Annotated in this window: 11 protein-coding genes and 2 pseudogenes; 10 read left to right on the forward strand and 3 right to left on the reverse strand. The window is 60.6% G+C overall.

Going from position 1 to position 9,833, the window contains the following annotated elements:
* Positions 1 to 599, forward strand: a 599-nt coding sequence (locus tag C0Z16_RS36385) for an SDR family NAD(P)-dependent oxidoreductase (protein ID WP_102636770.1), incomplete at its 5' end; no start/stop codon positions are given.
* 435 nt (positions 600 to 1,034) lie between these two features.
* Here the strand turns inward: C0Z16_RS36385 and C0Z16_RS36390 are convergent.
* Both C0Z16_RS36390 and C0Z16_RS36395 read right to left on the reverse strand, forming a co-directional pair.
* Positions 1,035 to 1,424: an alpha/beta fold hydrolase gene (locus C0Z16_RS36390; RefSeq protein ID WP_244201513.1), complete on the reverse strand. Its 390-nt coding sequence runs from the start codon at positions 1,422 to 1,424 to the stop codon at positions 1,035 to 1,037.
* A 137-nt stretch (positions 1,425 to 1,561) separates the two neighbouring features.
* Positions 1,562 to 2,864, reverse strand: a pseudogene (locus tag C0Z16_RS36395) (Tn3 family transposase); the annotation flags it as partial.
* Between the two features lie 41 nt (positions 2,865 to 2,905).
* On the opposite strand from C0Z16_RS36395, the gene C0Z16_RS39725 reads away from it, so the two are divergent.
* The 3 genes from C0Z16_RS39725 to C0Z16_RS36410 are packed head-to-tail and all read left to right on the forward strand — an operon-like array spanning position 2,906 to position 4,192.
* The gene (locus C0Z16_RS39725) at positions 2,906 to 3,247 is read left to right on the forward strand and encodes a tyrosine-type recombinase/integrase (RefSeq protein ID WP_158244580.1); all 342 of its coding nucleotides are present in this window, start codon (positions 2,906 to 2,908) and stop codon (positions 3,245 to 3,247) included.
* Complete coding sequence (locus C0Z16_RS36405) at positions 3,178 to 3,543, forward strand: tyrosine-type recombinase/integrase (protein ID WP_407070732.1); 366 nt, start codon at positions 3,178 to 3,180, stop codon at positions 3,541 to 3,543. The genes C0Z16_RS39725 and C0Z16_RS36405 overlap by 70 nt, the downstream gene beginning before the upstream one ends.
* On the forward strand, positions 3,536 to 4,192 hold the full coding sequence (locus C0Z16_RS36410) for a tyrosine-type recombinase/integrase (RefSeq protein WP_102636773.1): 657 nt from the start codon (positions 3,536 to 3,538) through the stop codon (positions 4,190 to 4,192). The genes C0Z16_RS36405 and C0Z16_RS36410 overlap by 8 nt, the downstream gene beginning before the upstream one ends.
* On the opposite strand, the gene C0Z16_RS36415 is transcribed toward C0Z16_RS36410, so the two are convergent.
* Positions 4,174 to 5,079 (reverse strand): LysR family transcriptional regulator, encoded by a 906-nt coding sequence (locus tag C0Z16_RS36415; protein ID WP_102636774.1) that lies wholly within the window; start codon positions 5,077 to 5,079, stop codon positions 4,174 to 4,176. The two genes, C0Z16_RS36410 and C0Z16_RS36415, sit on opposite strands and share 19 nt — an antisense overlap.
* Positions 5,080 to 5,194: 115 nt before the next feature.
* Between C0Z16_RS36415 and C0Z16_RS36420 the strand changes: the two genes are divergently transcribed.
* The 6 genes and pseudogenes from C0Z16_RS36420 (at position 5,195) to C0Z16_RS36445 (ending at position 9,128) form a co-directional block, all read left to right on the forward strand.
* Positions 5,195 to 5,602: a (R)-mandelonitrile lyase gene (locus tag C0Z16_RS36420; RefSeq protein ID WP_061127379.1), complete on the forward strand. Its 408-nt coding sequence runs from the start codon at positions 5,195 to 5,197 to the stop codon at positions 5,600 to 5,602.
* 38 nt (positions 5,603 to 5,640) lie between these two features.
* On the forward strand, positions 5,641 to 6,081 hold the full coding sequence (locus tag C0Z16_RS36425; protein WP_102636775.1) for a (R)-mandelonitrile lyase: 441 nt from the start codon (positions 5,641 to 5,643) through the stop codon (positions 6,079 to 6,081).
* 88 nt (positions 6,082 to 6,169) lie between these two features.
* Entirely contained in the window at positions 6,170 to 6,871 is a 702-nt protein-coding gene (locus tag C0Z16_RS36430) for a carboxymuconolactone decarboxylase family protein (protein WP_244201514.1), read from the forward strand.
* Between the two features lie 33 nt (positions 6,872 to 6,904).
* Positions 6,905 to 7,637 (forward strand): annotated as a pseudogene (locus tag C0Z16_RS36435) (SDR family oxidoreductase).
* Between the two features lie 63 nt (positions 7,638 to 7,700).
* The gene (locus C0Z16_RS36440; RefSeq protein ID WP_102636777.1) at positions 7,701 to 7,928 is read left to right on the forward strand and encodes a tautomerase family protein; all 228 of its coding nucleotides are present in this window, start codon (positions 7,701 to 7,703) and stop codon (positions 7,926 to 7,928) included.
* A gap of 3 nt (positions 7,929 to 7,931) precedes the next feature.
* The gene (locus C0Z16_RS36445; protein WP_102636778.1) at positions 7,932 to 9,128 is read left to right on the forward strand and encodes an MFS transporter; all 1,197 of its coding nucleotides are present in this window, start codon (positions 7,932 to 7,934) and stop codon (positions 9,126 to 9,128) included.
* Positions 9,129 to 9,833: the final 705 nt, after the last annotated feature.

A 9,833-nucleotide genomic window follows, 5' to 3' on the forward strand; every position in this document is an offset into this window, starting at 1 on the left:
GGGCCTCCGCCACCGAATGCGGCCCGATCGACATCCTGATCAACAACGCCGGATTCGGCTACTTCCGCCGCTTCGACGAGGTCGACTGGGCGCGCGACGCGGAGCTCGTCCAACTCAACATGACCTCGCTGGTCGCACTCGCGCGGTGCTTCGTTGACGCCCACAAGGCAAGCACCGGACCGGCGTACATGGTGAACATCGCGTCTACCGGAGCGTACCAGGCAGTGCCGAACATGGCGCTGTATGCCGCGTCCAAGGCGTTTGTCCGCAACTTCAGCGAGGGTCTCCATGACGAGCACCGCGGCACCCCGCTGTCGGTGACCTGCATCTGCCCTGGCGGCACCGACACCGCGTTTCACGCTGCGTCTGGCGGCGGCGACTACTCGTGGATTGCGAACGCGTCGACGAAAAGCCCGGAGTTCGTCGCGCGCGCCGCGATCCGCGCGATGCAGCTCGGCAAGCGCACGGTTGTGCCCGGCCTGTTCAATAAGCTGTCGTGCTTCGGTGTGCGCTTGTTGCCGCGGCGGTTCGCGTCTCAGGTTGCGACTGTAGTGCTAGGCAAGCCGCGGTTAGCGCTGCCGGCGCGCACAGCGACTTGAGAGTACTCCGGGCCCCTTGGCGGGGTCCAGCTCCAGGCGTAAAACGCCGCGTTCAGAATTCACGGGGCCTAACGGAGAACTGAGCGGCTGCCGCCCGGGAATTAAACAATGAACCGGGGGTTGCTTCTTACGAAAGCAATTCAAGCGGAAAACGACGCGCCTGGCCGCGCAGTGTTCGGCGCCGACGACATGCAGTCTGTGCAGACGTGGTCGGACCGCATCATTCACGAGATTGAGACCCTGACGCGGTTCATTCCGATGCGACTTCCGACTTCGACAGGAACAAAGCGATCCGCCCTCGCCCCAGATCAGGAGCGTCGGAACGTTGCTAGCAGCAAACAGCGTCGGCCAATGATCAGAGCGGGTCAGCGTTGCGTCTGACTGCCGCGCGAACGTGTCGGCGCCAGCATCTCGCGCCATCCGGACGAAGGCCGCTCATGACGCTGCGTCATCAGCAGGGATGGCGTTATTTGCAAACTCCGCGATGACATCTTCATGTTCGCCGCGACGAATCCTCAGGCTCGTCGCTCGGACTGCACCAGGGTTCGGATGAGTACCCGGCTGACAGTTCATCAGCCAGAGTCCGCGAACCCGCTCGGGCGCCCTTGCCAGAACTTCCATTGCAAGGGATCCGCCATAGGCCGTTCCCGCCAGTATGAGGCTCCCGGATGTGGAAGCTAACAATGCGTCGGCGCTGTCGGCGAAAGTATTCCGGTCTAACACGTGGACGGAGGGCGAAATGAGATCTTGCAGCCGATCAATCTGGTCGGCGTACAGTCTTCCGTCGCAGGGCATGGCGGGCAGGAAAATCATCGGCAGCGACATATCGATCCCGGTTTGTTGGCGGGAGAATAGTCTAACCGGTGACACGTTCGAACATCTGAAGTGGGCCTGACCAGCCCGGTCAGCCAGCGTACTCAAAACAGTTGCCGCGCTTTGTACCCAATCAGAAAATGTTGATGCTATTGGTCCCGAACCGGACGCAGTGGCCGGAATCCACCGCGCCGCATGTGCTGGTCCTCACGCCCCACGTAATCGCCCGTCAGGTTGATGTGTTCCCAGCCAAGCGGCGAAAGATATGGTAGCAAAACTGCATCGGGCGGGGCACCGCGTGCGGCCATCGCGTGGACAGCCCGTTCGAGGTAGACGGTGTTCCACAACACTATCGCGGCGGTCACCAGATTGAGGTCGCTGGCGCCATAACGCTGCGACTCAAAGCTGCGATCGCGGATTTCCCCAAGGCGGTAGAAGACCGAACGTGCAAGCGCATTGCGGGCCTCGCCCTTGTTCAGGCCAACGTGAACGCGTCGGCGCAGTTCGACGTTCTGCAGCCAGTCGACGATGAACAGCGTACGCTCGACACGACCGATCTCGCGTAACGCAACGGCGAGGCCGCTCTGCCGCGGATAGCTGCCGAGCTTGCGCAGCATCAGCGAAGCGGTGACGGCACCCTGCCGGATCGACGTTGCCAGGCGCACGATCTCGTCCCAGTTCCGCCGGATTGTCTTCTCGTTGTACGCGTCGCCAATCATCGGCTGGAGCGCCGGATAATCCTTCACGCTGCCCGGCACGTACAGTTTCATGTCATGCAGATCACGGATGCGGGGCGCGAATCGGAAGCCCAGGAGATGCATCAGTGCAAAAAAGTGGTCGGTGAAACCGTTGGTGTCGGTGTAATGTTCCCGAATGCGCAGATCCGACTCCTGGTACATCGGAGATGTGCGTGTAGAACACCCGGCCGGGTTCAGCGCCATACTTCGGGTTCACATGTCCGGTGCTCTCGGCGCGTCCGCCGGCCCTGAAACGCTGCCCGTCCGATGATGAAGTGCTGCCGTCACCCCAGTGGGCAGAAAACGGATGGTCGAACCGTGCGTTAACCAGTTCGGCCAGCGCCTGCGAATAGGTCTCGTCACGGATGTACCACGCCTGCAGCCATGACAGTTTCGCGTAAGTGGTCCCCGGGCATGCTTCTGCCATCTTTGTCAGCCCGAGGTTGATCGCATCCGCCAGGACGGTCGTGAGCAGCAATGTCTTGTCTTTTGCGCTCTCTCCGGTCTTCAGGTGCATGAAGTGGCGGGTGAACCCGGTCCACGCATCGACCTCCATCAGCAATTCGGTGAACTTCACGCGCGGCAGCATGACCGACGTCTGGTCGATCAGCGTCTGTGCAGCCTCGGGCACTGCTGCATCGGGCGGCGTGATTTTCAGGCCGGATTCCGTAACGACCGCATCGGGCAGTCCATTGTCGGCGGCGAGCCGGTTGACGGCCGTAGAGCGAACTGAAGTCGTCGGTGGGGCCGAGCCTCGTGCGCAACGCCGTACGCTGCGCCTACGCCCGGTGCGGCTTTGCTCAGCGGTGGACCGGAACCCATGTGCTCCGCCATTCGGTCGCTTCGAGGTTACTTAGGGAAGGAGCGAGTCTAAAGGACATCGCCCATCTACTGCGCCACCGCACCGTCAACACGACGACCATCTATGTCAAGGGTAGATCTGCCCCGGCTCAACACCGTTGCATTGCCTTGGACCGGGAGCCGAACATGAAGGCCGCCACACCGAAGCCCTCCGTGCCTATGCCTGTATTCGGGATAAAAGGCTGCCCGCGTCGACGACCGACGCGTTCTTCGTGTCCGACTGCGGAAGGCCAGTGAACTATCGGCAGATCGCACATGCCTTCGCCCGTCTCCGAGCACAGCTCGGATGGCAAGCTCGGGGAGGTCACCCGCACCCGCGCATCCACGACTTGAGGCACAGCTTTATCTGCCGCCGTCTTATCGGCTGGTATCAGGAGGGGATCGATGTCGGTAATGCGATGCTGGTGCTCTCCACCTATGTCGGACATACCCAGGTCACCGACACGTTCTGGTATGTAACGGCAATACCCGAGCTGATGACCATCGCACGCGATCGCTTCGAGCACTTCGCTCACGGAGGCAATCATGCTTGACCTGAACTCATCACCGAAGTTTGCGCAATTGCTGCAGCAGTTCTTTATGGAACGCCTGATACAGCAGCGTAACGCCAGCCCGCGAACGGTAGCGGCTTACCGAGACACCATGAGGCTGCTTCTCCAATTTACAGAACAGCGATTGCATCGGAGACCTGACCGCCTGGAACTCAGCGATATTGATGCACCACTGGTTCTTCAGTTCCTCGACCACCTCGAAGTGGCCCGCCACAATAGCATCCGTGGCGGCAACCTTCGGCTTGCCGCCATTCGCTCGTTTCTGCACTATGCTGCGTCCCGAATACCAGAGTGCCTGCGCACGATTCAGCAGGTGCTCGCGATTCCGATGAAGCGTTATGAGCGCCCGCTGGTCCGCTTCCTCTCCCGAGAAGAAATATGCGCCTTGCTCGATGCACCCAACCCCAACACGTGGTGCGGCCAGCGCGATCCCGTCATGTTGGCGACCCTCTATAACACCGGCGCTAGGGTATCCGAACTCATCGGCATACGCGTCGGCGACGTCGATCTGGACCGAAGCCCTTCTGTACGTCTTCACGGCAAGGGTCGCACAGAACGTGCAGTCCCGCTCTGGCGCAGCAAACGCCGAACTTGGATAGAGCTATCGGTCGGTCATCGCGCTCGCGGCTGATAACCCGTCTTCAATGCGTCGACAACAAGCTCAACCGCCCGCGAAGATTTACGGCGACTCGGGTAATAGACGTGATGCCCGACGAATGTAGGAAACCAGTCTTCCAACACCCATCGCAGGCGCCCAGCACGCACATGTGCCTCGACAAGGTCCTTGGGCAGGTAGGCGAGCCCAAAACCGGCAAGGGATGCGTCGACCATCTGATAGACGTTATTGAAGGTGAGCTGCCCTTCCACCCAAACCTGCAAGTCGCGCCGTCCCTTGCGCAATTCCCATGGAAGCAGGGCGTTCCTCGTGGGCAACCTCAGATTGATGCAGTTATGCAGCGTGAGCTCCTGCGGTGTTTTCGCAGGCGGCCTCGCTTCCAGATAGGACGGGGAGGCAACAATCGCCATCGTCATATCGGGCGCAATACGCACCGCGATCATGTCTTTGGCTACCTGGTCGCCGAGCCGCACGCCGATGTCATATCGGTCCGCAACGATGTCAGTTAATCCGTAATCGTTCACTAGTTCAATGTGCAATTCGGGATACTGGCGCAGCAGCGGCTGCAACCGAGGCCAGACGTGCGCGTTCGCAGCGTAGTCCGTGGTGGTGATCCTCACCGTCCCCGCCGGGCTATTCGTCAGCGCGCGCAACGAGTCCACCTCAGCCTCAATCTCTTCAAAGCGAGGTGCGATCGCCGAGAGCAGTCGCTCGCCCGCGTCTGTCGGAGACACGCTGCGAGTCGTGCGCGTCAACAGCTGCAAGCCCATCCGCTTTTCAAGAGCGGCCACCGTACGGCTCAACGCTGACTGTGAGACGCCCAGTTGCGCCGCCGCCCGCGTGAAGTTGCGCTCCCGGGCAACCGTCATAAAGCCGACCAAATCGTTGAAATCTTCCTTCAATTAATGCTCCCACGCATAAGGACATCCCAATATTGCCACCTAGTCGCATCAATGGCTAGCGAGTAGATTAACGTCAGTGGGCATTTGCCTTTCACGACATAGACAAGGAACGACCATGGAACTGAAACGCGCAGGCTCTCAGCCTTCAATGAAGGGACCGGACGAATGGTTCACCGGCACGGTGCGGATTGATCCGCTGAACGCTCCGCCGCCGCCCGCGCGGGTCTCGTGCGCGAGCGTGACGTTCGAACCCGGCGCGCGCACCGCGTGGCACACGCATCCGCTCGGCCAGACGTTAGTTGTGACGGCAGGATGCGGGTGGACACAATGCGACGGCGAGTCGCGCGTCGAAATCCGGGCTGGCGACGTGATCTGGTGCCCGCCGGGACACAAGCACTGGCACGGCGCGACATCGACGACCGCGATGACACATATCGCGATTCAGGAAGCGCTCGACGGCAAAAACGTTGAGTGGCTGGAAAAAGTGACGGACGAGCAATACCTCGGCAGCGGCGAAAAGTGATGAGGCGAGCTGCACTCATCGCCTCGGTCTTGTTCTCAATGCCCTTGGGAGCCCGCGCTGCTGACGGAGGCTCTGCGCCATTCGCGATTGCGCATGCCAGTTCGCAGCCGCCTGTGCCGGGCGGTACGCAACGCTTCGCTGGCCAGGTACGCATCGATCCACTCTTCCAGCCAAAGGCCCCGTCGCGCTTATCCGGAGGACTGGTGACGTTCGAACCGGGCGCGCGTACAGCCTGGCACAACCATCCGCTTGGACAGACGTTGATTGTCTCGTCCGGCAGGGGGTGGATACAAGCATGGGGCGACGAAAGGCAGGAAATCGCTGCGGGTGACGTGGTGTCGATCCCGGCCGGCGTCAAGCACTGGCATGGCGCCACGTCCACCAGTGGAATGACCCACATCGCGCCTCAAGAGGCACTCGATAGCAAGAACGTCAACTGGCGTGAACAGGTCACCGATGAGCAATATCGCAAACCGTGACCCGAAGACGCACCGTTTTGCGCGTCTCGTTTCAGTTACGTGCGCAGCGCTGCTTCTGTCTGCTTGTGCGCATGAAAGGAAGGAATCTATGCAAGAACCGCTATCACCCGAAGAGCTCAAGTCGGTTTCTCCGGCTTTCGAGCGTTACACGAGCCAAACCGTGCTCGACGGTCTCTGGAAACGGCCGCAACTCGCGCCGCGCGATCGGAGCATCGTGACGCTCTCCGTGCTCATCGCCCGCAACCAGGCCATCGAGATACCGTTCCATCTTCGGCGCGCGCTCGATAACGGCGTAAAGCCAGCGGAGATCTCCGAAATGATCGCGCATCTCGCTTTCTATTCGGGATGGGCGAATGCAACCGCCGCGTCAACGGCCGCCAAGCAAATCTTCGACGAACGTGGCATCGGTGCAGACCAAGTACCGTCCGCCGATGTTGCGCCGCTGCCGCTGAACCAGGCCGCAGAGCAACAGCGTGCACAGACGGTCAATGAGAATTTTGGCTCCGTCGCACCAGGCGTTGTTCAGTACACGACCGACGCCCTCTTCCGGGACCTGTGGTTGCGCCCGGGACTCGCACCACGCGACCGAAGTCTCGTGACGGTAAGCGCCCTTGTTGCGAACGGTCAGGTCGCGCAGATTCCGTATCACCTGAATCGCGCGATGGACAACGGGCTCACCAAGGATGAGGCGTCCGAGGTCCTCACGCAGCTCGCGTTCTACGCGGGCTGGCCGAACGTCTTCTCTGCAATGCCCGTGTTCAAGGATGTTTTTTCGAAGCGGGCAACATGACCGACATCATCACAATCTCACGAGGAAATAGCGATGAGTGAAAACATCAACGGCAAAGTGGTCGTCATTATCGGCGCCAGCAGCGGACTCGGTGCAGAGACCGCGCGTCACCTCGCAAAGGAAGGCGCCAAAGTCGTCCACGCGCGCGGCGCCTTGATCGACTCAAGGCAATGGCGAGCAAACTGGGACTCGATGGAAAAGCCATCTTGCAAACCAACGTAACCGATCGCAATCAGGTCAAGGCGCGGGTCGATCGTGCGGTCGAATTGCACGGCCGCATCCTTCTCAACAACGCCGGTCTGATGCCGAGCTCAATGCTCGACAGGCTGAAGATTGACGAGTGGGATCGGATGATCGACGTCAATATCAAGGGCGTGCTGTACGGTATCGGATCGCTGCGCTGCTCCACATGCAGGCGCAGAAAGGCGGCCAGATTATCAACGTCTCGTCTGTCGCTGGCCGTAAGGTGGGGCCTGGAGGCGCAGTCTACGCCGGTACGTAGTGGGCAGTACGTGCGATTTCGGAAGGACTTCGCCAGGAAGTCAAACCCTGGAACATCCGCACGGCCATCGTTTCGCCTGGGGCGGTCACGACTGAACTGATCGACACGATCACCGACCTAGACGTCGCCGCGGGTATGGCCAAGACGTATGAAAAGGCGATTCCGGCCAGCTCGTTTGCGCGCGTAGTGGCCTTTGCGATTAGCCAGCCCGAAGACGTGGACATCAACGAAGTATTTTTCCGCCCTACTAGCCACGCGTATTGAGCGCTGTCGACCGGGCGCGCACTTCTCGTCTTCCCGGTCGGTTCGACCACTGGAGAAAAAGCCATGCCACATGTCATCGTTAAAGCCTGGCCGGGGAAGACGGAGGAGCAAAAGCGCCGGCTGGCCGACGCCATCACTCGCGATGTGATGGACATCCTCGGCTACGGAGACGAGTCCGTCTCAGTCGGCTTCGAGGAAGTCCCGTCGGACCGATGGAAGGAGGAAGTTTATGGACCAGACATCCAGGCACGGTTTGAAACGCTATACAAGAAACCCGGATACAGGATGTAGGTCATGTACACGTCACCTCCGTCGGAAGCTGCCGTGCAGTCCATTGTCGCGACGCTAATACCGGTGATGACCGCCGTTCTCGCCGGCTTCGTTATGATTGGCGTTGCGCTCCCCGTATTGCCCTTGCATGTGATCGACGATCTAGGTTTCGGCCCATTCGTCGTCGGTGTCGCGGCAGGAGCGCAATTTGCCGCCTCGCTTTTCTCGCGTGTTTGGGCAGGTTCGTACTCCGACCGGCGCGGTGCAAAACGCGGTGTGCTCGTCGGTCTCATCGCCGCTGCAATTTCGGGGCTGCTGTATCTGCTTTCCCTCGCCTTTGTGAAGGAGCCGACGCTGTCCGTTGCCATCCTGCTCGTCGGCCGTGCCGTGCTCGGCGGAGCGGAGAGCTTCCTCATCACAGGTGCCATCGCCTGGGGGCTTGGACTTGTCGATCGGCAACATGCCGGGAAAGTGATTGCCTGGGTCGGAACAGCGATGTTCGCCGCGATGGCACTGGGCGGTCCTGTCGGGACCCTTCTCTATACGTCTCTCGGGTTTTCCGCGATCGCACTGATAACAGCCCTGCTGCCTCTGATGGTGCTGGCTTATCTGGTTCGGATGCCCGCAGTCGGACCGCACGCCCACGGAGAGCACGCCTCCTTCAACACGATCACGAAGGCCGTTTGGCTGCCCGGCCTGGGAGCAGCGCTCGCGAGTATTGGTTACTGCGCGATCCTGGCGTTCGGCTCGCTTTTCTTCACCGACATGCACTGGCAGCCGGTGTGGATGGCCTTTACCGCCTTCGGTGTCGCACTCATCGCGGCACGCGCGACGGCAGGGCATCTTCCTGACCGGTTTGGAGGGGCGAGAGTTGCTGCGATATTCGTCATCGTTCAGGCGACGGGCTTGCTGCTAATGTGGTTGGCGAAGACCACGTTGCTGGCCTCCGCAGGGGCAGCTCTTGCCGGCTTCGGCTATTCACTCGTCTATCCGGGGCTAGGCGTTGAAGCGGTCCGAGGGATTACGCCCAAAAACCGTGGCATGGCGATGGGCGTCTACACCGTTTTTCTCGATGTCGCGATGGCCGTCGGCAGCCCCGCTCTAGGATGGGTGGGCGGCCACGCAGGCCTTCGCGCCGTTTTCCTCGTCAGCGCTGTTCTGGTTGCCTGCACCGCTGCAGTGGCTGTTCAACTGATCAGGAAGCATCGCGTAGCGGCGTGAACGATCAATGCTACCTGCGCTCTCCGAAGTGCGTTTTCGCGCATTTTGTGAAGCAGATAGCGTCTCACGCAGGCGCATACACAACGGTCGCACCTGCCAGATGACGGACTCTTCGTGACCTTGTCAAAAGGCCGTCCACTACTGCGCAGGACGGCGTATGTCAACCACCGAAGAACGTCGGCCCCGGCCGCTTTACATTTCCAGTGGTACAGGGGAGGAGGCAGAAAGCGTCGCCTGCATTCCGATGGGAGTGGGCGTCTATAATCGCTGCAGCCACAAATTTTGACATTTTGCCTGTGTGTCAAAGGCTCGTCCGCGCGTGCGGCAATCGGGATGACATGTGCTTCCACCCGATCCGCGTTCAACTCATGCGACCACCCTGACCGCTCCGCGCGCCCGCTTGATGCGCTCGACTTGCCTCCCAAGCTTGACGATCGCCACGGCGTCAACGGGGCCAACGGTCGCGACGTTTTCGAAAAACGTCGCGCCGAATCGCTCTATCAAGATAAGTTTTCCTATGTGCGACGTGAGGTCGCTTCGTTCGTTGTTTTACCGTCGATGTCTGGCGGGAGGAAACTGGGCGTTCCGTCGCCCGTAGTCTATTGGTGCATGCGGGGCTGGTAGCGGCGCCGTGTGAAGCCACCGAGACAATGTAGCCCGGCGCAAGCTAAGCCGTGGTCGTGAGACGACGGTGCCTCTGCGAGT

Source organism: Paraburkholderia rhynchosiae (assembly GCF_002879865.1).
Classification (GTDB): Bacteria; Pseudomonadota; Gammaproteobacteria; order Burkholderiales; family Burkholderiaceae; genus Paraburkholderia; species Paraburkholderia rhynchosiae.